Source organism: Burkholderia sp. 4M9327F10 (assembly GCF_005503145.1).
In the GTDB taxonomy this organism is placed as follows: Bacteria; Pseudomonadota; Gammaproteobacteria; order Burkholderiales; family Burkholderiaceae; genus Paraburkholderia.
In genome coordinates, this window is record NZ_SCNV01000057.1 from 39,977 (window position 1) to 57,415 (window position 17,439).

20 protein-coding genes are annotated in these 17,439 nt (G+C 63.2%); 14 read left to right on the plus strand and 6 right to left on the minus strand.

Features of this window, described 5'->3' with window-relative positions:
• Nucleotides 1-6 precede the first annotated feature (6 nt).
• Both pncA and FFS45_RS33425 read left to right on the plus strand, forming a co-directional pair.
• Nucleotides 7-636, plus strand: a complete 630-nt coding sequence (gene pncA, locus FFS45_RS33420) for a bifunctional nicotinamidase/pyrazinamidase (RefSeq protein ID WP_137958910.1) — start codon at nt 7-9, stop codon at nt 634-636.
• A 95-nt stretch (nt 637-731) separates the two neighbouring features.
• On the plus strand, nt 732-1,910 hold the full coding sequence (locus FFS45_RS33425; protein ID WP_137958911.1) for an acetyl-CoA C-acyltransferase: 1,179 nt from the start codon (nt 732-734) through the stop codon (nt 1,908-1,910).
• 117 nt (nt 1,911-2,027) lie between these two features.
• Here FFS45_RS33425 and FFS45_RS33430 read toward each other — a convergent pair whose 3' ends face one another.
• Nucleotides 2,028-2,747 (minus strand): DsbA family protein, encoded by a 720-nt coding sequence (locus FFS45_RS33430; protein WP_137958912.1) that lies wholly within the window; start codon nt 2,745-2,747, stop codon nt 2,028-2,030.
• Nucleotides 2,748-2,800: 53 nt separating this feature from the next.
• Nucleotides 2,801-3,307 carry an LEA type 2 family protein gene (locus tag FFS45_RS33435; protein WP_137958913.1) on the minus strand — a complete coding sequence of 169 codons (507 nt, stop codon included), beginning with the start codon at nt 3,305-3,307 and terminating at the stop codon, nt 2,801-2,803.
• A gap of 274 nt (nt 3,308-3,581) precedes the next feature.
• Between FFS45_RS33435 and FFS45_RS33440 the strand changes: the two genes are divergently transcribed.
• Nucleotides 3,582-4,172 carry a YSC84-related protein gene (locus FFS45_RS33440; RefSeq protein ID WP_137958914.1) on the plus strand — a complete coding sequence of 197 codons (591 nt, stop codon included), beginning with the start codon at nt 3,582-3,584 and terminating at the stop codon, nt 4,170-4,172.
• 24 nt (nt 4,173-4,196) lie between these two features.
• On the opposite strand, the gene FFS45_RS33445 is transcribed toward FFS45_RS33440, so the two are convergent.
• Nucleotides 4,197-5,183 carry a zinc-dependent alcohol dehydrogenase family protein gene (locus FFS45_RS33445; protein WP_137958915.1) on the minus strand — a complete coding sequence of 329 codons (987 nt, stop codon included), beginning with the start codon at nt 5,181-5,183 and terminating at the stop codon, nt 4,197-4,199.
• 101 nt (nt 5,184-5,284) lie between these two features.
• On the opposite strand from FFS45_RS33445, the gene FFS45_RS33450 reads away from it, so the two are divergent.
• The 5 genes from FFS45_RS33450 to FFS45_RS33470 all read left to right on the plus strand — a co-directional run bounded on the left by FFS45_RS33450 (nt 5,285) and on the right by FFS45_RS33470 (nt 9,821).
• Nucleotides 5,285-6,217, plus strand: coding sequence for a LysR family transcriptional regulator (locus tag FFS45_RS33450; protein ID WP_137958916.1), 933 nt, complete (start codon nt 5,285-5,287; stop codon nt 6,215-6,217).
• A gap of 126 nt (nt 6,218-6,343) precedes the next feature.
• A complete protein-coding gene (locus tag FFS45_RS33455; RefSeq protein ID WP_137958917.1) occupies nt 6,344-6,685 on the plus strand; it encodes a PadR family transcriptional regulator in 342 nt (113 codons plus the stop codon).
• Nucleotides 6,682-7,875 carry a DUF1700 domain-containing protein gene (locus FFS45_RS33460; protein ID WP_137958918.1) on the plus strand — a complete coding sequence of 398 codons (1,194 nt, stop codon included), beginning with the start codon at nt 6,682-6,684 and terminating at the stop codon, nt 7,873-7,875. Before FFS45_RS33455 ends, FFS45_RS33460 begins: the two co-directional genes overlap by 4 nt.
• A 96-nt stretch (nt 7,876-7,971) precedes the next feature.
• Nucleotides 7,972-8,769, plus strand: a complete 798-nt coding sequence (locus FFS45_RS33465) for a BPSS1780 family membrane protein (protein WP_137958919.1) — start codon at nt 7,972-7,974, stop codon at nt 8,767-8,769.
• A 71-nt stretch (nt 8,770-8,840) separates the two neighbouring features.
• A complete protein-coding gene (locus FFS45_RS33470) occupies nt 8,841-9,821 on the plus strand; it encodes an NAD-dependent epimerase/dehydratase family protein (protein WP_137958920.1) in 981 nt (326 codons plus the stop codon).
• A gap of 17 nt (nt 9,822-9,838) precedes the next feature.
• On the opposite strand, the gene FFS45_RS33475 is transcribed toward FFS45_RS33470, so the two are convergent.
• Nucleotides 9,839-10,306 carry a GNAT family N-acetyltransferase gene (locus tag FFS45_RS33475; protein WP_137958921.1) on the minus strand — a complete coding sequence of 156 codons (468 nt, stop codon included), beginning with the start codon at nt 10,304-10,306 and terminating at the stop codon, nt 9,839-9,841.
• Between the two features lie 124 nt (nt 10,307-10,430).
• A complete protein-coding gene (locus FFS45_RS33480; RefSeq protein ID WP_137958922.1) occupies nt 10,431-10,778 on the minus strand; it encodes a hypothetical protein in 348 nt (115 codons plus the stop codon).
• A gap of 418 nt (nt 10,779-11,196) precedes the next feature.
• Here FFS45_RS33480 and FFS45_RS33485 point away from each other — a divergent pair, with 418 nt between their 5' ends.
• The 5 genes from FFS45_RS33485 (at nt 11,197) to FFS45_RS33505 (ending at nt 16,852) form a co-directional block, all read left to right on the plus strand.
• Complete coding sequence (locus FFS45_RS33485; RefSeq protein WP_137958923.1) at nt 11,197-12,735, plus strand: methyl-accepting chemotaxis protein; 1,539 nt, start codon at nt 11,197-11,199, stop codon at nt 12,733-12,735.
• A gap of 200 nt (nt 12,736-12,935) precedes the next feature.
• Entirely contained in the window at nt 12,936-14,024 is a 1,089-nt protein-coding gene (locus FFS45_RS33490; protein ID WP_137958924.1) for a hypothetical protein, read from the plus strand.
• 66 nt (nt 14,025-14,090) lie between these two features.
• Entirely contained in the window at nt 14,091-15,125 is a 1,035-nt protein-coding gene (locus FFS45_RS33495) for a hypothetical protein (protein WP_137958925.1), read from the plus strand.
• An 18-nt stretch (nt 15,126-15,143) separates the two neighbouring features.
• Entirely contained in the window at nt 15,144-16,094 is a 951-nt protein-coding gene (locus FFS45_RS33500; RefSeq protein WP_137958926.1) for a hypothetical protein, read from the plus strand.
• 53 nt (nt 16,095-16,147) lie between these two features.
• Entirely contained in the window at nt 16,148-16,852 is a 705-nt protein-coding gene (locus tag FFS45_RS33505; protein WP_171029823.1) for a GDSL-type esterase/lipase family protein, read from the plus strand.
• A gap of 46 nt (nt 16,853-16,898) precedes the next feature.
• Here the strand turns inward: FFS45_RS33505 and FFS45_RS41945 are convergent, their stop codons facing one another.
• The gene (locus tag FFS45_RS41945) at nt 16,899-17,075 is read right to left on the minus strand and encodes a hypothetical protein (protein WP_171029824.1); all 177 of its coding nucleotides are present in this window, start codon (nt 17,073-17,075) and stop codon (nt 16,899-16,901) included.
• 12 nt (nt 17,076-17,087) lie between these two features.
• On the opposite strand from FFS45_RS41945, the gene FFS45_RS33510 reads away from it, so the two are divergent.
• Complete coding sequence (locus FFS45_RS33510; RefSeq protein ID WP_137958928.1) at nt 17,088-17,390, plus strand: Dabb family protein; 303 nt, start codon at nt 17,088-17,090, stop codon at nt 17,388-17,390.
• Nucleotides 17,391-17,439 lie beyond the last annotated feature (49 nt).

Below are 17,439 nucleotides of genomic sequence, written 5' to 3' on the forward strand. Positions count from 1 at the left end.
GCTGCGATGAAAGATGCCGAGGACGTATTGCTTGTCATTGACGTGCAAAACGATTTCATGCCGGGCGGCGCATTGGCCGTGGCGCATGGCGATGAAGTCGTGCCGGTCATCAACCGCCTGGCGCGTGGCTTCAGCCAGGTCGTGCTGACGCAGGACTGGCATCCGGCTTCGCACGTCTCGTTCGCCGCTAACCACGCGGGGCGCGCACCGTTCGAGATGCTCACGCTGCCGTATGGCGAGCAGGTGCTGTGGCCGACCCATTGCGTGCAGGACACGCCTGGCGCGGCCTTGCATCGCGATCTCGACATTGCGCATGCGCGTCTCGTGATCCGCAAGGGGCTCAATCCCGGCGTCGACAGCTATTCGGCCTTTCTCGAAGCCGACCGCACGACGCCGACGGGCCTCGCCGGTTATCTGCGCGACGTGGGTGCGAAGCGCATCTGGTGCTGTGGGCTCGCGACCGACTACTGTGTCGGCTGGTCCGCGCTCGATGCGCGCGCAGCAGGTTTTGAAGTTGCATTGATCGAGGACGCGTCGCGTGCCATCGATCTCAACGGTTCGCTCGACGCCGCCTGGCGCGATCTGCATGCCGCGGGTGTCGAGCGTGTGCAGTCTGCGCAGGTGTCGGGGCAATGAAAGCCCTTATGGGCACGCATTGAAACTGCCTACGCTGGCACGCCGGACCGCCGGTGCGAACGAACCACATTCAACATTGGAAGCAGGAGACATGCATGACTGACGCCGTAATCGTATCGACCGCCCGCACGGGTCTTGCCAAATCGTGGCGCGGCGCTTTCAACATGACGCATGGCGCGACGCTCGGCGGTCATGTGACGCAAGCCGCGGTCGAACGCGCGAAGCTCGATCCGGCTCGCGTCGAAGACGTGATCATGGGCTGCGCGAATCCGGAAGGCGCGACGGGCATGAACATCGCGCGGCAAATCGCCTTGCGCGCCGGCCTGCCGGTCAGCGTGCCGGGGATGACGGTCAACCGCTTCTGCTCGTCGGGCCTGCAGACGATTGCGCTTGCCGCCCAGCGCGTGATTGCCGGTGAAGGCGAGGTGTTCGTCGCAGGCGGGGTCGAGTCGATCTCGTGCGTGCAGAACGAGATGAATCATCACATGATGACCGACGGCTGGCTGAACCAGAACAAGCCGGAAATCTACTGGTCGATGCTGCAGACCGCCGAGAACGTCGCGAAGCGTTACTCGATTTCGAAGGAGCGTCAGGACGAATACGGCGTGCGCTCGCAGCAGCGCGCGGCGGCGGCCCAGGAAGCCGGCCGGTTCGACGACGAGATCGTGCCGATGACGGTGCTCGCGGGCGTCGCGGACAAAGCGAGCGGTCAGCTCTTCACGAAGGAGGTGACGATTGCCGCCGACGAAGGCATCCGCGCGGACACGACGCTCGAAGGTGTGTCGAAGATTCGCACGGCGCTGCCGGGCGGCGTGATCACCGCCGGCAACGCGAGCCAGTTTTCCGATGGTGCGTCGGCTTGTGTGGTGATGAACGCAAAGGTTGCCGAACGCGAAGGGCTGCAGCCGCTGGGTATTTTCCGTGGTTTTGCGGTGGCCGGTTGCGAGCCCGATGAGATGGGCATCGGTCCGGTGTTCGCGGTGCCGAAGCTGCTCAGGCAGGCGGGATTGAAGGTCGAGGATATCGACCTGTGGGAACTGAATGAAGCGTTCGCCGTGCAGGTGCTGTATTGCGCCGACAAGCTCGGCATCCCGCACGACAGGCTCAACGTGAACGGCGGCGCGATTGCGGTCGGCCACCCGTACGGGGTGTCGGGCGCGCGCCTGACCGGGCATGCGCTGATCGAGGGTAAGCGGCGCGGCGCGAAGCTGGTCGTCGTGACGATGTGCATCGGCGGCGGCCAGGGCGCGGCCGGGCTGTTTGAAGTGGTGTAAGGCGGGATGAGCCGGCGCCGCCTGAGGTCCCAAGGGATCTTGGGCGGTTGATCTGGCGGGCCGGCGCGGTCAGTCGATCAACCAGTCAGTCAATCAGTCAACCAGTCAGTCAATCAGTCAGTCCGGCAACGCGCAGCTGCCGTCCGCGCAATCGTCGGCCGCTTGACCCGTGCGCTGCACGGCGCTGCGTGAGCCGGCCTCGTCCTGCAGGACGCGTTGCAACAGCGCGGTCCATGTATCCGGGTGGCCGATAAACTGCCCCGCGTCGATCACCGCAAGCGCGCCGTCGGCGCTCTCCACCGCAAAGGTCGGAAATCCACGTGCGCCGGTACGCGCCAGCAAGCTGCGGCTCGCGGCAATATGTTCGTGCGTCGTTTTGCCGGAAACACGCTCGAACTCAGCCGTGAAGACCTGCGCATCAAGGCCGAGCTCGACCGCCAGCGAGACCAGCACGTCGCGATCGGCAATGCGCCGGCCTTCTTCGTAATGCGCCCGCTGCAGCCGGTGGATCATGTCGAGGCCACGGCCGTCGAGCGCTTCGGCGGCGAGAATCGCCGTGATCGGCGGCTCCGAGTCCATGATCGCCGTAGTGTCGCGCAGCAGGCCTTCGAAATAGGCTGCCCCGAACGGCTGGCCGGAAAGGGCGGCGATGCGCTCGTCGTGCGGCATCACATAGTCGCGCCATTGCGGCGTGATGGGCCGCCGGTTGCTGCCGGCCAGCATGCCACCGGCGTGAAAAGTAACGCTCAGTTCAGGCAAGGCCCGCGCCGCATCGACCAGCGGGGCAACCGCGTAGCACCAGCCGCACAGCGGATCGAAGATGTAATGCAGTTTCATCGTAGCGTGTTCTATGGGTTGGCAGGCCGGTTGGCAAGCCGGTTGGCGAATCGTCACTGACCCGCGACGCCGAGTCCCGGCAGCGACAGCACGCCCTGATCGAGAAAGCGCGTGCCACCGCTGAGGCCACCCGCCAGGCGGCCGTGCAGGATATACGGGTACTGGCCAGGCGGCGTATCGCTGCCTGCGAGCGAGAAGGCCTGGCGCACCGCCGTGAAGGCCGGCACAGTCAACGGTACGTCGACTACCGTCTCGCCGTAGCGAGGCACGGTGCCATGCTGGTCGGTGACGCCGCTCGCAAAGGACTGGCCGTTCAGCTGGAGGTCGACCGAGACGCCGTCGAAGCTAAGGGAGTCTTCATTGGGGTTCTGGATGCGCAGCTTGATCTTGAAGCGCATTTCGAGCCCCTGGCTGTCGAGCGGCTCGAGGCCGGCGACGCTCACACGCAGCGGGTCATGGCCGAACCATCCCGCGCAGCCGCCGAGCGACAACACGGTAAGCACGCCGAGCGCCAGCAGGCGCACGGAGCGGCCAGACAACAGCAGACGAACAAAGGACATAGCCGGGACCTCGAGTCGAACTGAGTTAGACGAACTGGGTTGGGCGGTATTGTAGCGGGCAAACCCTGATTCGTCTGATGACCCGCGCGTCGCTGCCTTGCTCCCGCGCCCGAACTTGGCGCGTCGATCATGGTCCCATCTGCAACCGCCACGCGTCGTCTCCAGCAAGCACCTTCAATGAAGCGGTTGCAGAGCGTTCGAAAACGGACTTCAATGCCGTACTAATATTGCGCGCGCGGACGGTCGATCAACCCTCTCTTCATAGGAAAGCCACATGCACCGACGTCAATTCATTACCGGCACCAGTGTGCTCCTCGCGTCGAGCGGCCTGACTCTCGCAGGCTGTACGACCACGCCGCTCGGCTCCGGTGAGACTGCCGAGGACTACGCGCAGAAGCGCAACACCATCAACGCCGGGATTGATTCGACGCTCGCCCGCCTGCAGAGCACGGTGCACGGTTCACAGGAGATTCTTGCCAAGGCGCGCGGCGTGCTGGTGTTTCCGTCCGTGTTCGCCGCGGGTTTCTGGTTCGGCGGCCAATACGGGCAGGGCGGCTTGCGCGTCGACGGTCAGACGACGGGGTACTACAGCACCGTTGCCGGGTCGTTTGGCCTGCAGATTGGCGCGCAATCCAAGGCCATCATTTTTGCCTTCCTGACGCAGGAGGCGCTCGACCGCTTCGTGCAAAGCCAGGGCTGGGCAGCCGGTGCCGACGCCACCGTGGCGCTGGCGAAGCTCGGGGCGAACGGCAATCTCGACACCTCGACCGCCATGAGTCCGGTGGTGGCCTTCGTGCTCACCAATGCCGGCTTGATGGCCGGCATCTCGCTTGAAGGGACCAAGGTGTCGCGGCTCGTTATCTGAGGATGTGCGCTGCCGGCTTCCTGCTTACTCCACGTCCACGACGATTTTTCCACGCGCGGTGCCGTTCGTGAGCGCTTCATAGGCGAGCTCGGCCGAACTCAGGTCGAAGCGGCGCGGATCGAGCCGCGGCTTGAGCTTGCCGGCTTGCACGAGCGCGGTGGCGTCAGCGAGCATGGCGCCGTGGTGGGCGCGATGTTTGCCGCTTAACAGCGGATACAGGGTGAACACCCCCGAGTAGCTGGCTTCGCGAAACGACAGCGGCGCCAGTGCATGGGTGCCCCAGCCCAACGCGCTCACCACGTGGCCGAAATGGCGCACCGCTGCGAACGACGCATCGAGTGTCGCGCCGCCCACCGTATCGACCACCAGATCGAAGCCGGTTCCCGCCGTCGCGGACGCCACGTACTGCTCGACCGTCTGCGCCCGGTGGTCGATCGGCGTGGCGCCCAGGCTCGCGACGAAATCGTGATCGCGTGCGCTGGCCGTGGCGAACACCTGGGCTCCGAGCGCGAGCGCCAGTTGTACGGCGAGATGCCCGACACCACCGGCGCCGCCTTGAACCAGCACGGTTTGCCCGGCTTGCAGCCGTGCCCGGTCCACGATCCCCGAACAGGCCGTGATGAAGGCGAGGGGCAGCGCGGCCGCCTCGCGCATCGACAGATTGGCCGGCTTGAGCGCGAGCAGGTCGGCATCGACCGCTGCGTACTGGGCGAGCGAGCCCTGGATGCCGCCGACCCCACCGGTCATGCCGTAGACCTCATCGCCGGCCTTGAACACGCTGACCCCGGCGCCGACTGTTTCGACCACCCCCGCCATGTCGATTCCCAACACGAGCGGCAAAGGATGCTGCGCATGCGCGGCGCTGCCGGCGCGGATCTTGGCATCGAGCGGGTTCAGGCCGCTCGCCGCAATCCGCACCAGCACCTGGCCGCCTGCCGGTTCGGGCCGGGCCAGTTCGGTCAGTTCGAGCGGGCCGTGATAGCGGTTGAGAACGAGAGCGTGCATGGACATGATGATTTCCTTTTCCGGTTGAGTCAGCGTTTCGACACGTCCATACTCGAACATGCAAAACCGCATGTAAATTAACGTAACTGCATATCAATCAAACAGAAATGATTGGAAATAAGCTGGAATGGAGCGATGTCCGCATCTTCCTTGCGATTGCCCGCCACGGCACGCTGGGCGCGGCCGCACGGCAACTCGGCCAGACCCAGCCGACGATGGGCAGGCGCTTGCGTGCGCTCGAAGAGGCGACTGGCCACGCGTTGTTCCAGCGTACTCGCGACGGTTTCGTCCTGACGGACGAAGGTGCGGCGGTTCTCGCCTATGCCGAGCGGATGGAAGAGGAAGCGCTTGGTTTCACGCGGGCGCTGGCCGGCAAGGATGCGCATCTGAGCGGCTTGCTGCGCGTCTCGTCATCCGACTGGTTCGGCGTTCACGTGCTCACGCCGGTGTTCGCCCGGTTTCTGGCTCAGCATCGCGGCGTGTCGATCGAACTGGTGACCGATGCGCGCCGCTATAACCTCGCGCGCCGCGAGGCGGATCTGGCCTTTCGCATCACACCGTTCGAGGAAGCCGATGTGGTCCAGCGCAAGCTTATGCACATGGAATACGCCTTGTATGGGCGGATCGACCTGGTCGCGCCGCAAGCAGGCGACGGCGCGGGCTATACGCTGATCAGCATGGACAGCGCTTTCGGCACCTTGCCGGATGTGGCGTGGGTCAAACGCATGTTGCCGAATGCGCGGATCGCGTTCGGCAGCAACAACCGCGGCGCGCAGGCACGGATGTGCGCGGAAGGCGGCGGCTTTGCGGTGCTGCCATGCCCGCTGGGCGACACGACGGCGGGACTGCGGCGCATCGATCTGGGCGAAGCGCCGCCGGGGCGCGACGTCTGGCTGGGCTACCACCGTGACCTGCGCCGCGTGGCCCGCCTGCGGGCATTGCTGGATATGACGATCGGGACGCTCGGCAAAGAGGCGCTCGGCAATGAAGCACCCGGCAGCGAGGCGCTCAGCAGTGAACCCCTCAGGAACGATGTATAAAACGGTACCTTGCATAAAACAGTAGAGCCTGCTACATTTCAGCCATGGTCACCGCGGCTATGAGTCCGTCCGGTGACAGTGCATAGCACGGTACCTTGCAACGCACACTACGAAGCGTGGAACTGGATGAAAACGCAGTTGAAAAAAGGAACGCTCGACATGTGCGTGCTGGCCGTTCTGGCCCGCGGGGACAGTTACGCGTACGAGTTGGTGTCGACACTCGCGGAAACGATGGAAATCAGCGAGGGTACGATTTACCCGCTGATGCGCCGTCTGCAGGCCGAGGCCTGGGTGTCGACCTACCTGGTGGAGTCGAGCTCGGGGCCGCCGCGCAAGTACTATTCGCTGACGGGCACGGGTCGCCGCAGCCTGCTGGAGATGGAAGGGGAGTGGCGCAGTTTCGTGGATGAGGTGAACGGCGTGCTAGGACAACCCGGCATAAAAATGAACACAGGGGAAAACCCATGAAGCAGGACGTATTCATTGATTCTCTGCGGCAGGAATTGAGCAGTCTGCCGAAGCAGGCGGTCGATGAAATCATCGCGGATTATCACGAGTACATTGGCGACGCGCTGGCTGCCGGGCGCCGCGAGGAAGACGTGATCGCCGCGCTGGGCGACCCGGTCAAGCTCGCCCGTGAGTTGAAGGCGCAGGCCAACTACCGGCAGTGGCAGGACCGCCGTTCGTTCGGCAACCTGTTCCGCGTGATCATGTCGATCTCCACGCTGGGCCTGCTGAACGTGCTGCTGCTGGTGCCGTTCATGGTGTACCTCGGCTTGCTGACGGTGGGCTATGTGGTGTCGGCGGGGCTGACGATCGCGGGGCTGGTCGGCGTGCTCGCGCTGAGCGGGCATCATTTCTTCGGCAAGACCGCCCGCGACGCGCTGCCGTTCAGCTTCATCAGCAGCGATCACGCCAAGGCGGCAGCCGGGGATGCCGCGAGCGGCGCGGCGGGTGCGTCGGGCGCATTGGTGGCATCGGCAGCGGCGGCGGCATCGGGCGCATCCGATACGCAGGAAGCGAATGACGACGATAGCGACAGCGATACGCCCGGCAACCTGAAGAGCCTGAAAATCGTCGGCGACCGTTTCGTCTTCAACCTGGAGGACGACAGCAAGCTGGATATCGTCACTCGTGCCGGAGCAGTCTCGATCCGCACCGACGGCTCCGACTTCCGGTTCGAGAGTTCATCGGACGCGGCGCGACGCATGCTGACCCGAGACAAGGACGGTACGTGGAGCATCGCTCGCGACGACGTGGTCGCGCTGGAACTGAAAGACGACGACGAGAAAGTGTCGCTGGCCCGCACCTCGAAGGATCCGAAGTCGATGGTCTGGGATATCTCGAGCGACGACGGCGATCATGTCCAGCTCGAAGAAGACCCGCACGGCAAGCCCAGTCACCTGAGCGCGCGCAGCGGTTCGGACTCGGTGGATATCGGCGAAGGCAAGGTTGCCATCGACGACGGCCACCACCTGATCCGCGTGGCGGCATCGGACAGCGAATACACCTATGCGATCGTGATGCTGCCCATCGGTCTTATCGGCCTTGCGTTGTGCATCTGGTTGACACGGATTACCTGGCGCGGCATCTCGCGCTATGTGAAACGGCAGATCGACGCCGTCTCGGCGAGTCTCGACCGCCAGCAGGCGTCCTGAAGAAAAGCACCTGAAATACTTGAACAACGAAGTACCGGATATCTAAACCATTAGTAGTACGAATAAACCACTTTTGCTTTAACTGAGGAAACTGTCATGAACATCGATTACCCGAGCGACGTTTCTAAGCAAACTCGCCTCCATCGTGTGCCGGCACTGCCTTTTTCCGGTGGAAGAGAAGTCAATCCCCTGCGTATTGCCGACTGGCTCGCGAGCGGCGCGCGTGCGGCGGGCCAGCAGCCTGTGCTGTGGCTGAGCGTCCTGCTGGTCTGCGCCGACTTTGCGACGCTGCTGGGCTTCCTGCCGCTGTTGCGCCCGCTGGCGGTGCTGCTGGCGCCGCTCGTGGTGGGTGGGCTGATGTTCGTGCAGGACGGCGCCAGCAAGGGGCAACTGGTGTCGCTGCGCGAAACATTCGCGGCGCTGGCCCGGCGCAGCAACGCGCTGTGCGTGATCGGGCTGTACGGCGCGGCAATTGTGGCCGTGGGCTATGTGGTCCTGCTGGCGACGTTCCATGTCTCGCTGAACGCCTCGGTCACGGCAAGCGGCGTGCACAATGTGTCGATCAGCTACGGCGGCGATCACGGCGTGCGCGGTGCGCTGGAATCGCTGCTCGGTGCGTCGATCTTCGCAGTGGCGATTGCCTCGGCCTGCTTTGCCCCGGCGCTGGTGCTGCTGCATGATATGACGCCGCACGATGCGATGCTTGCGAGCCTGAGTGGCGCGGCGCGCAACTGGCCCGTGACGCTGATGTACTTCGCCGCGATGACGGTGGCCGTGCTGTTCGCCCCGATGGTTCCGCTCGCGTTGCGTGCCTTGGTGCTGACGCCAGTGATGACCGCTGTGCCGCTGCTGTCGCTCTACGGTGCGTATCGGGATGTGTTTCTTGGTAGGTGAGTGGGGATGCCGACGGGCGCAGGAACCGTTCGCGATGACGTTAAGGCGATGCAACCGGTGACGGAGTCTGCATGAGAGTGCTGATCATGGGGGGAACCTTGTTTCTTGGCCGCCATATTGTGGAGGCTGCCTTGAAACGAGGGCACGAAGTCACGCTGTTCAACCGCGGCGTGCGGAATCCCACCTTGTTTCCGGAAGCCGAAAAGTTGACGGGTGAGCGCAGCACAAACCTGACCGCGCTGACGGGGCGCAGGTTCGACGCGGTGATCGATCCGTCGGCATACGGTCCGGAGCAGATCGAGTTGTTGCTGTCGGCCCTCGGCGAACAGCCTTCGCACTACACGTTTGTATCGACCATTTCGGTGTACGGCGCGTTTCCACCGAATCGCCGCTACGATGAAAGCACCGACGTCGTCGCGGGTCAGGAAGGGTATGGGGCACTGAAGGCACGCGCGGAGGAAGCGCTTCAGTCGGCGTTGCCGGACCGGACCGCAGTGGTGAGGCCGGGGCTGATCGCCGGACCTTATGATCCGACCGGGCGGTTTACCTATTGGCCGCGCCGCATTGAGGCAGGCGGGCGGGTTCTGGCACCGGGCCGTCGTGAGCGTCCGGTCCAGTTTATCGACGCGCGCGATCTGGCCGAGTGGTTGGTGCGACTCACAGAGGATCGTATTAACGGCATCTTTCAGGCGACCGGTCCGCAAACTACGCTGACGATGGGACAGTTCCTTGACGAGTGCGTGCGCATAGCGGGAAACGGCGCTGAGCTGGCGTGGGTCCCCGACGACAGTATTCGTGCGGCGGGCATCGAGGGCTGGACGGAGTTGCCGCTGTGGATCGCAGAAGACGATCCAGAAGCAGGCGGGATTTTTGAGGCAGACAATCGTCGCGCGATCGGGCAGGGCCTTACTTTCCGGCACGTGGCACAGACCATCCGGGAGACGCTCCAATGGTGCCGGGAGACGGGCGAAATACCGGATTCGCCGCTGCGCGTCCAGACCTTGAGCGCAGACCGGGAGCGGCAGACGCTCGCACGTGTGCTGCCGCTGTGAGGTCCACGGGCAGGCAACTACGCCGTTGTCTTAACCGATAAATCCTTCTCCATGAAGACGCTCAACGGATCAGGACGATAGTCGGCGAACGGCTCACGCGCGGCAAAACCGGCCTTGGTGTACAGACCGAGCGCCGAATGGCTGTCGATGCCGGTTTCGAGGCGCAGCCAGCGTACTCCGTGAGCCCGGGCCTGCTGTTCGAGTGTCGTCAAGATGGTCCTGGAGAGCCCCTGGCCGCGGGCTTGCGGCTCGACCCACATGCGCTTGATCTCCGCCCAGTCGCCTTTCAGGACCACGGCGCCGGTGGCTAGTGCAGTGCCGGAAGTGTCGCGAGCCACATGGAACAGCACATTGGGTTCGCGTAACGCGTCGATCGGCAACAGATGGTTGCTCTCGGCCGGATAAAGCTTGGCGGCTTCTGCGTCGCCGTGCTCCAGCAAGGTGATGATGTCGGTTTGGGCGGGATCTTCGATGGCGATGTTCATTGAGGAGGAGGTCCTTCAAGCCTTTTACCAAGGCCTTGATTAAACAAAAATCCCCTGAATTTCGTCAGGGGATTTAGGGGAGTCGGGATGGCTATGAGTGTGTGCGACCAGCGGATTGCCTGAATCAGTCTTTGTCCGCCCTTGAGGCCCAGTGCTTATGATCGAATTCCTGAACATCTTCATTCTGCCGGAAGCCAACGGCACCTTTTTCTCTGGCGACGCGCTTAACTTGTGCGGCCCGCTCTTCGACGAGATGATCGAATTTGCCCATCTTCATACTCTCCGTGGTACTCATCAACAGTTCGTCGCTGAGTGACGATGGCACGTGAAGGAGGCGGAGGAATCGGGCCGCAAAGCGCTTTTCTACCTCCTGGGTGCTTGCATCGGGAGAAAGCGCGTCTTCCACCAGACGATCGGTAGCAGCCCGTGTCGCACCGTCTGCAGGCTGAAACAATTCCAGCACCGTAGTCATAGCGTATTCTTAGCGTAAAAAATCCAGCCGAAGCTCGCATTTTAGACTCAAACCACAACAGAGTAAAAATAGCGACCATCGTTTCTTCGCGCGTTGCCCACGACCACGAGCCAAAACCGGCCAAGTTGTTTCGGGCTCGCATGCCAGACGATACCGTTTTCATTCCTGCTTTTTTAACCGCGCATGCGAATTTGCGGTGCCTCAGCGGGGGCCTCGCAGGGATCTCCAATGGTGCGACGCGACCATCGCACCTGCGCCCCACATAACCGCCATCTATCACCCCCTTTGAATAATTTCATGCGAACCGCACCGAATAATTGCCATGGCCACGCTGTTATACGGGAAGAAATACGAAAAGACGCGCCGCTCTGGCCGCCTGGCCAGCCAAAAACGAAGAAACGAATCGGGGAATCAATACATGACGATCATTCGCCGCCTCATCGTGACGCTCGGTGGCGCGCTGCTCGCGCTGGCCGTAGTGAGTGGTTATGGGCTGGTGCAACTGCGAGCGTCCCATCAACGTATCGAAGGACTGCAGACACGCACGATTCCGGGCTTGAAATCGGTCGCGGCAGCGCTCGACAACGTTGCCGCCATGCGGCTTGCAGTCTACCGCTACGTGGTCGACGGTGTCGACGATGCCAGCCGCGAGGGGATGACACGCGAGATCGCCGGGACCGACCGCCGGTTCGACGAGACAATCGCGAACGCCACGGCTGACGAGCTGCCCAGCGACCCGGACCGGCAACTCTTCGACGCCGATCGCGCCCGCATGGCGGCTTATCGCGAGGCCCGCAGCACGTTCTTCGAAAAGCTGGGCGCGGGCGATCGCGACGGCGCGCTTGCCATGCTTCACGATGGCGGCGCTGTCCACAATGCGGCGTTGGCATTGAACGAGGGGCTGCACGCGCATCTGGACAGCGATATCGCACGGTCGAATCTGGTGCGCGAAGAAAACGCGCGCGCGTACCGGCTCGCGCTCGGACTCATGCTCGCGGTTGCCGGCGCGGCCCTCGTGCTGACCGGCATATTAGGCAGCCGCCTTTATGTGTTGATCAGCCACGGCCTGCGCCAGATGCAGGACATGCTGCAGCAGATCAGCCAATCGCTGGATTTGTCGCGGCGGGCACCGGTCGAGCGGATGGACGAAATTGGCCATACGGCGACGGCGCTGAACAGCCTGCTCGAGCAAATCGAGGGTGTCGTCGTCAACGTGCGTGCGTCGAGCAGTGCCGTCGGCGTTGCGTCGAAGCAGATTGCCGCGGGCAACCTGGATCTGTCTTCGCGCACCGAACAGCAGGCTGCCTCGCTGCAACAGAGCGCTAGCACCCTTGGCGAGCTTACGGTGACCGTGCAGCAAAATGCCGAAAACGCGCGTAAGGCCAATTCACTAGCGACCAGCACGGCGCACATTTCGGATGAAGGCAACCGGGCGGTCGAGCGGATGGTCGGCACGATGAACGAAATCGCCGCGAGCTCCTCGCGAATCGCGGAAATCATTTCGATGATCGAGGGCGTTGCGTTCCAGACCAATATCCTGGCGCTGAACGCAGCGGTCGAAGCTGCGCGGGCGGGCGAAGAGGGACGAGGCTTCGCCGTCGTCGCGGCGGAGGTGCGCAGTCTTGCGCAACGTTCTTCCACGGCCGCCAAGGAAATCAAGGATCTGATCGAGCGATCGGTCGCGACGATCGAATCGGGCTCGCAACAGGCGCTAGAGGCGGGCCGGGCCACCGCTGAAGTACAGCAGGCGATTCGCCGCGTCGCCGGTATTGTCGAGGAGATCGCCGCCGCCTCGGATGCGCAGGGTCAAGGCATTCAGGAAGTCAATGAGGCGATCGGCCAGATCGACCAGGTTACCCAGCAAAATGCGGCGTTGGTGGAGGAAGCTGCGGCCGCCGCGCAATCGCTCGATGAACAGGTCACGCGACTTGACGAGGTGATTGCCATTTTTGCGTAAGCCATGAGCCGCCCTCCGCATGACATACACTCCTGGTTCAATGCCGCTAGTTTTTGCCAATCCGGCTTAACCATGGTGACGGTCTCATGCCCGATCATTCGCTGCTGTCCTTTCGGCCTTCGCTGCGATTTTCAGTCTGCGGCCGGAAACGAAATATCGTCCTTGCGCTGATTTTGTCCCTGAGTGGCTGTGGAGGCAGCGTGAGCCCGCCGGCGCCGGTCGCTACGGTAAGGTCGATTTCATCGTTCGCCGTGAGTCTGGACGAGCAGGACGTCATCCCCCCAGGTTCCCCCTTCGGAGTGGACAACCCGGACGAACATCTCTCGTTCCGGCGTCAGGCGGACGGCAGCTTTCGGCTGTGGGTCGCGGGCGGCGGCAGTGCAGGAACCTACGGACTGGCCAGCCCGGATCTGGTGTCCTTCACGTCGCTGGCGACTTCCGGTGGCGCTCCGATAGGCGTCCTGCTACCGTCCGGCCCCCGAACCACCGCGTTCGATGCGGACTACGCCGGCGCAGGCAGCGTGTTTCCGGCTGCCAACGGAACGGATCTGTTGATGATCTACCACGGCGAAAATCACCTCTTCAACGGTGTCCTCTCGTCGGGCAATCCGTTCTATGCCGCCATCGGACTCGCCCGCTCAAGCGACGGCGGTGTGACGTGGACGCGGGAGGGGGAGATCATCGCGGCTCACGATCCCCAATTGCCGACCCAGGCGAGCGGCGGTGCAGGTGCGCTCACACCTTCGGCCATCGAGTCCGGAGGCTACATCTACGTTCTCTTTCGCGAAATCGATCCGCAGAGCAAGGCGACAGGTTTCGCGATTGCCCGGGCGCCGATTGCGAGCGACGGTATGCCGGGCAACTGGCAAAAGTACAGCGGCGGCACTTTTAGCACGGCAGGCCTGGGGGGCACGTTCACACCGTTAAACATCGTTCTCGATCCCGCAGTGCCGGGCGATATGCGGCAACCCCAAGTCTCCTTCAATACCTATCTCAACCAGTTTCTGATGATCTGTATCGGCAATGGCGGCGTGTACGCCCAGACCTCGCCTGATCTGATCAACTGGACGCCGGGCGTTGTCATTCTGAAAGCGCCGGTTCCGGACTCGACCGTGAGCTTCTCGACAAAGCCGCCATCGCCGTTCAACTGGTATCCGACGATTGTCAGCACCGATCAGCCGTCCGACCAGACTTCGGATCAGACGGGGTTCCTGTATTACGCCAAGGGGACGGGCGTCAATTCCCAACACTTGATGTACCGCCGCGCGTTCAACATCGTCGCAGAGTGAAGGCGATGGCAACCCGCTACAATGCGCTGCGTTGCGATGATTTCGACACCATCGAGGCGGTCGTACATGGACATCGGATATGAGATGAGGCGTGTAGCCGCTGCGTTTGCCTTCGTCGTCGCGGCGGGTATCGGCGCGGCAAGCGCCCAGACGCCGAGCACACCGAGCGCGCCGAGCGTGCCAAAAATCTGGTTCGGCATGGGCGCCATCTCGAGCGACGCGGGTCATCATAGCTGGGAGGCCCTCTACTATCAGCCGGACCCGCAATGGCCGCCGGCCTTGACGCGCGTCACGGTAATGGGCCTTCTGACCCAGGCTCTCGTCAAGATTCCGGATGCGGACCTGGCCAGGGTTGTCGCCGAACTGAAGCGGCGGCATATCGCTCTTGGCGTGGAGATGCTGGCGCAGGCCTACACCTTGCCCGGAATGACGGCGCCGGCGGGCTGCGGAGGCGGTGTGGAAGGGTACTACCCGCCCGAGCAGACTGCCGCGCTGGCCGCCAGGATTAGGCGTGCGGGCGGCCAGCTCGACTACATCGCGATGGACGAGCCGCTCTGGTTCGGCCACTACTACACGGGGCCGCACGCCTGCCGTTCCTCGATCGAGGACGTGGCCGCCCGCGTCGCGGCCAATCTGCGCGAATATCAGAAGCTGTTTCCGAAGGTGGTGATCGGCGACATTGAGCCGTTCCCTTCGATCACTGACGAGCCGCAATGGAGCGCCGATTATCAGCACTGGCGCGAGGCGTTCCGGCGCGCAGTGGGTGAGCCTGTCGCCTTTCTGTCGGCGGACCTCAACTGGGGGCAGACGTCCTGGCCGCGGAGCCTCGTGGCCGCGGCCGATTTCGCCCATCATGCCGATCTCCCTTTCGGGGTGATCTACAACGCTGCTCCGTCAACGGCGGCCACGACCAATCAGGCCTGGCTCGATGCAGCGGTGCGCAACGCTGCCTATATCGAACGCGATCTGCACGTGTCACCGGACTGGATTACCTTCACTTCCTGGGACCGCTATCCGGGGCATGCCGTGACGGACCAGTACGGGCCCGGCGAGGATTATGTGCTCTCACAATATCTGAAGCAGCGTGACGCCGGCCGCTAGACGGCTCAGGGAGGGCTTTTGACGAACTCCATTTTCCCGGTTGTCTGTGTTGTCCTGGGCGCCGCCCTGATCTGCGCACCGGCCGACGCTGCGCAGCAGATCTGGCTCTCAGGCGTCGACCCCGTGGTTCAGGCCGACCGCGGCGGTAGAGCGGAAAGCGACTTCATGGACCTGTTCCGCCCGAACGCGCCTTGGCGCGGCGCCGCGGCCGCCGTTCAGGTCTTCAAGCTTTCCACCCAGTTCCTGCAGCGATCGAGCGATTCCGACCTTGCCGCCGTGATCCAGGATCTTCGCCGCCGCCATATCGCGCTCGCCATGGAGGCCGAGATTCTGGTCGCGACACCCCGGTGCGGAAACGGCGTCCCCGGCTATACCACCACGGCCGTCATCAGGAAGGCGGCGCAGCGCGTCGCGGCCCAAGGCGGCGAGATTGCCTATGTGGCCTTCGATGAACCCATGACCTGGGGGCACTTCGCGCATCGGGCCTGCCAATACCCGACCGAGGACCTGGTCGAGAACATCGCGCCCAACATTCGCGCCCTGAAGGCGGTTTTCCCCGCCGTACGCTTTGGCGACATCGAGCCCGTCACGGACCAGACTTCGGGCCGTCTCGGCGAGATCCTGCGGTTCGCCGAGCTGTTCAAGGCGAAGACCGGCGAACCCTTGAGTTTCCTGCAGGCCGACTTGATCTGGCAGAACAACTGGAGGCCGCAACTCACAGTCTGGAAGTCTCGCCTGCACGCGGCGGGCCTCGCGTATGGCGTCGTGATCGACGGCGACCCGGCTGACAGCAGCGATCTCGTCTGGACTCGCCATGCCGTGCAGCGATACCGCGAACTGGCTGCCGATCCCACGCTTTCGCCGGACGCCTTCATCATCCAGAGCTGGCAACCCCGGCCAACCCATATGTTGCCGGAGGACGATCCGGGCAGCTTGACTGGGGTAGTCGTCCAGACGGTGGGGCGCTGACGATGGTGATTGCGCGCCACCTGGCATCCTGCTGCGCGCGCACCGCGCGGCTCATGGCCACATTGCTGCTCTGGCTGGCGGCGTTTCTGCCGCAGGCCATGGCTCAATCCTGCCCGCTCACCCCCGCAAACCTGCCGACGACGGCGCCGACACCCCGTCCAACGGCGTGGGTCGAGCAACAGGCGGCGGTGCGGGAGCGGCTTAAAGCCGGCCACTACCAGCTCATCACCTTGGGCGACTCGATCATGGCCGGCTGGAGCGAGCGCCGCCTCAGCGATGCCACGGGCCTGACTGTCCTGAACGCGGGCTTCGGCCAGGATGGGACCGAACACACGCTATGGCGCCTGAAAGCCTTCGATTTCACGGGTCAGTCACCGCGCTACGTTCTGCTGCTGATCGGCACCAACGATATCGGCTATGCCACCTGCGATATCGTTTCAGGGATTCTCGCCGTGGTGAGAGAGTCGCATGCGACGTTTCCCATGGCCCAGGTGATCGTGACCAGTATCCTGCCGCGCGGCACGAACCTGATGGGCGCCGACGACAAGATCCGCGCCGTGAATCTCGCGCTGGCCCACGCCGCAGACCCAGACGGATTTGCTTTCTTCGACGTGCACGACGCGCTTACCTGCGATCACAAGACGCCGTGCCCGCTGTTTGTCCCCGATCTCAACCTGCATCTGACGAGCGCCGGTTACGATGTCCTGACATCCAGGCTGCGCGCATTCATCTCCACGCTCACGCCAAAGAATGACTGAAGCAGGTTGTCAGCGGTTCGTTAGCCGGCACACCGCCCGGTACAGATCAGGCCGCATGGGTTTGATGTATCAAAGTCGTGATGGATACCACTTCAACATAAAGACCATTTGCGTCCGTAAGTTTGATAGGCTTGGTGGTTGCTTGCGCCTGCCTGATCGGCGAAGCACCTGAAAAGCCAATACAGGTAAGGATTTTGGCTAATTTACCGGAATAGCGCGACACGCTAGGAACACCATGATTCGACATATTGTGATGTGGAAGTTGAAGGAATCGGCAGAGGGCGCTTCGCGCGCGGAAAACGCCGTCAAGCTCAAGGAAAAGCTGGAAGGTTGCCGCGATATCGTCCCTGGCATCCTGCACCTTGAAGTGGGCCTTGCCGCGCCCGGTCTCGAATCGACCTACGACGTCGTGCTGTTCTCAGACTTCACAGACAAGGCCGCGCTCGACGCCTATCAGGTTCACCCGACCCACCAGGCGCTGAAGACGTTCGTCGGCGCGGTGCGTGAATCGCGCGAGTGCGTCGACTACGAAGTCTGAAGCCTGACCATGACTGATTTGCAAAAAGGCGGGGTGGGCGATCCTGGGG

Excerpts from the sequence above, each read along its gene's own strand:
- FFS45_RS33485 (WP_137958923.1), top strand. The coding sequence starts at position 11,197 with ATGACGATCATTCGCCGCCTCATCGTGACGCTCGGTGGCGCGCTGCTC.
- FFS45_RS33425 (WP_137958911.1), top strand. The coding sequence starts at position 732 with ATGACTGACGCCGTAATCGTATCGACCGCCCGCACGGGTCTTGCCAAA.
- FFS45_RS33435 (WP_137958913.1), bottom strand. The coding sequence starts at position 3,307 with ATGTCCTTTGTTCGTCTGCTGTTGTCTGGCCGCTCCGTGCGCCTGCTG.
- FFS45_RS33480 (WP_137958922.1), bottom strand. The coding sequence starts at position 10,778 with ATGACTACGGTGCTGGAATTGTTTCAGCCTGCAGACGGTGCGACACGG.
- FFS45_RS33460 (WP_137958918.1), top strand. The coding sequence starts at position 6,682 with ATGAAGCAGGACGTATTCATTGATTCTCTGCGGCAGGAATTGAGCAGT.
- FFS45_RS33470 (WP_137958920.1), top strand. The coding sequence starts at position 8,841 with ATGAGAGTGCTGATCATGGGGGGAACCTTGTTTCTTGGCCGCCATATT.
- FFS45_RS33465 (WP_137958919.1), top strand. The coding sequence starts at position 7,972 with ATGAACATCGATTACCCGAGCGACGTTTCTAAGCAAACTCGCCTCCAT.
- FFS45_RS33495 (WP_137958925.1), top strand. The coding sequence starts at position 14,091 with ATGGACATCGGATATGAGATGAGGCGTGTAGCCGCTGCGTTTGCCTTC.
- FFS45_RS33440 (WP_137958914.1), top strand. The coding sequence starts at position 3,582 with ATGCACCGACGTCAATTCATTACCGGCACCAGTGTGCTCCTCGCGTCG.
- FFS45_RS33450 (WP_137958916.1), top strand. The coding sequence starts at position 5,285 with ATGATTGGAAATAAGCTGGAATGGAGCGATGTCCGCATCTTCCTTGCG.
- FFS45_RS33510 (WP_137958928.1), top strand. The coding sequence starts at position 17,088 with ATGATTCGACATATTGTGATGTGGAAGTTGAAGGAATCGGCAGAGGGC.
- FFS45_RS33505 (WP_171029823.1), top strand. The coding sequence starts at position 16,148 with ATGGCCACATTGCTGCTCTGGCTGGCGGCGTTTCTGCCGCAGGCCATG.
- FFS45_RS33455 (WP_137958917.1), top strand. The coding sequence starts at position 6,344 with ATGAAAACGCAGTTGAAAAAAGGAACGCTCGACATGTGCGTGCTGGCC.
- FFS45_RS33475 (WP_137958921.1), bottom strand. The coding sequence starts at position 10,306 with ATGAACATCGCCATCGAAGATCCCGCCCAAACCGACATCATCACCTTG.
- pncA (WP_137958910.1), top strand. The coding sequence starts at position 7 with ATGAAAGATGCCGAGGACGTATTGCTTGTCATTGACGTGCAAAACGAT.
- FFS45_RS33430 (WP_137958912.1), bottom strand. The coding sequence starts at position 2,747 with ATGAAACTGCATTACATCTTCGATCCGCTGTGCGGCTGGTGCTACGCG.
- FFS45_RS33445 (WP_137958915.1), bottom strand. The coding sequence starts at position 5,183 with ATGTCCATGCACGCTCTCGTTCTCAACCGCTATCACGGCCCGCTCGAA.